The sequence below is a fragment of the Sphingomonas sp. STIS6.2 genome, from assembly GCF_000732685.2.
Classification (GTDB): domain Bacteria; phylum Pseudomonadota; class Alphaproteobacteria; order Sphingomonadales; family Sphingomonadaceae; genus Sphingomonas; species Sphingomonas aerolata.
Genome location: NZ_JPDP02000092.1, coordinates 1 through 1,790, shown reverse-complemented (window position 1 = coordinate 1,790; position 1,790 = coordinate 1). Strand labels below are relative to the sequence as shown.

3 protein-coding genes are annotated in these 1,790 nt (G+C 65.1%); 1 reads left to right on the top strand and 2 read right to left on the bottom strand.

The features are described 5' to 3' along the window. Positions 1 to 535: chloride channel protein (locus tag sphst_RS12420; RefSeq protein ID WP_199848971.1), on the top strand; the 535-nt coding region annotated here is incomplete at its 5' end. 9 nt (positions 536 to 544) lie between these two features. On the opposite strand, the gene sphst_RS12415 is transcribed toward sphst_RS12420, so the two are convergent. Both sphst_RS12415 and sphst_RS12410 read right to left on the bottom strand, forming a co-directional pair. Beyond that, positions 545 to 1,021 carry a hypothetical protein gene (locus sphst_RS12415; protein ID WP_031392891.1) on the bottom strand — a complete coding sequence of 159 codons (477 nt, stop codon included), beginning with the start codon at positions 1,019 to 1,021 and terminating at the stop codon, positions 545 to 547. 13 nt (positions 1,022 to 1,034) lie between these two features. Further along, positions 1,035 to 1,790 (bottom strand): molybdopterin-dependent oxidoreductase (locus sphst_RS12410; protein WP_159043609.1); only part of this gene is annotated, 756 nt, incomplete at its 5' end.

The window sequence follows — 1,790 nt, the reverse complement described above, 5'->3', positions numbered from 1 at the left end:
CGTCGTTATCGCGCTCGTCTTCCTGTTCGGCACGCGCGACTATCTAGGCCTGGGTGTCCTGGCAGCGAGGCCCGAGAGCCTTACCATCGCCAGCTTCTTCGGACCAGACACGCATCCGTGGAGTTGGGCGATCAAGCTGCTGTTTACTGTCGTCACGCTCGGTGCGGGTTTCAAAGGCGGTGAAGTCACGCCGTTGTTCTTCATCGGCGCGGCGCTCGGTAACGCGCTGGCGCCTTTCTTGGACGTACCGACGGGCCTGTTCGCCGCGATCGGCTTTGTTGCGGTCTTTGCCGGGGCTGCCAATACCCCGCTCGCCTGCACCTTCATGGGGATTGAACTGTTTGGCGCCAGCTATGCGGTGCCGATCGCCGTCGCCTGTTTCGTGGCCTATCTCTGCTCGGGCCACAATGGCATCTACCTGTCGCAGCGCGTTGCGATACCCAAGGTGCCCGCGAACGGCCTCGCGCCCAATGCAACACTGCGCGAGACACGTACACGCCGCACAGCACTTCGCGCGCAGAACCGCGTGTCGTGAGTGATGTGCTTAGCCTGATCCCCCCGATACGTCGGGCGCAGCCTTCGGATCGGGGTCTTGCGCCTTGCCCTTCGCGGCGCCCGGCTGCTTTGCGCTCATGGCGGTCAGATAAGCGACGATCGCCGGCACGTCAGCCTGTGCAACAGGAGCCTTGTAGACCTCGCGCATCTTGGTGACCTCCGCGGTCCACTGATCGGAGGAGAGTGGCGGCTGGTTCAGCGCCATGCTCGCCGAATGACACGAGGTGCAGTTGGCGTTGATGACGTCGGCATGCGGGCCGGCGGGATATTGCCCTTCGTCGGTCGGGAGATCGACCGAGGTGGACGCCAGCGAGAAGCCGCGCGCCGAAACGCTTGGCGGCGGTGGTGCGGTCGGGGCGGCAGGCGGCGGGGCGATGCGGCTGTTCGGGGCACCGATCGCGAGTAGAAGAACGACGGTCGCGCCGACGAACCCGAACGACAGCGTGCCGATGGAAGGCGTTTTCATGGGGGAGCGCTCCTCAGCCGACGACGATGTTGGTGGTTTCGATGTTGCCGCGCATGAACCCGCCCGGGTTCCAGATCGGCGTCATCGGCTGCGCGATGCCGGCGGTGTTCCAGCAGCGCGACATCAGTCTGGTCGGGCCCGCATGGCTGAGCGGCACCTGCGCATCCCAGCGGCGGAAACTGTATTTGCCGTGATCGGGGCCAAGCGTCGTCTTGTACCAGCTCTTGCCGTTGTCGGTCGACACATCGACCTTGGCGACGCCGCAATCGCCGCCCATCGCGATGCCGCCCAGCGGGATTGACCGGTCAAACGCGATCGCCTGCCCTTCGTCGAGGCTCGTGACCCAACTGCGCGGGATCATCTTGTTGATCGGGACGGCCGGGAAATCCTTCTGGCCAGGCCGCACGTTCGCGCCTGGAGTGTCAGGGATCTTGTACGCCTTGGCCATCCAGTAACCGTCGTCGGGCGCGGCAAGCACCTCGATGTCGTTCAGCATCTTGACCCAATAGGTCGAATACCAGCCGGGTACGATCAGCCGGACCGGGAAGCCGTTGAGGAGCGGCATCTGTTCACCGTTCATCCCGAAGGCGAGCATCACTTCGCCGTCGCGTGCGTGGTCGATCGACAGCGACTTCGCAAAATCCGGTCCACCCGCGACCACCGGCTGGTCGAGCGCACCGAACCGCACCGCGACCGCGCCCGGCTTCACGCCGGCGATATCGAGCACGTCGCGCAGGCGCACGCCGAGCCATTTGGCGTTGCCCATCGC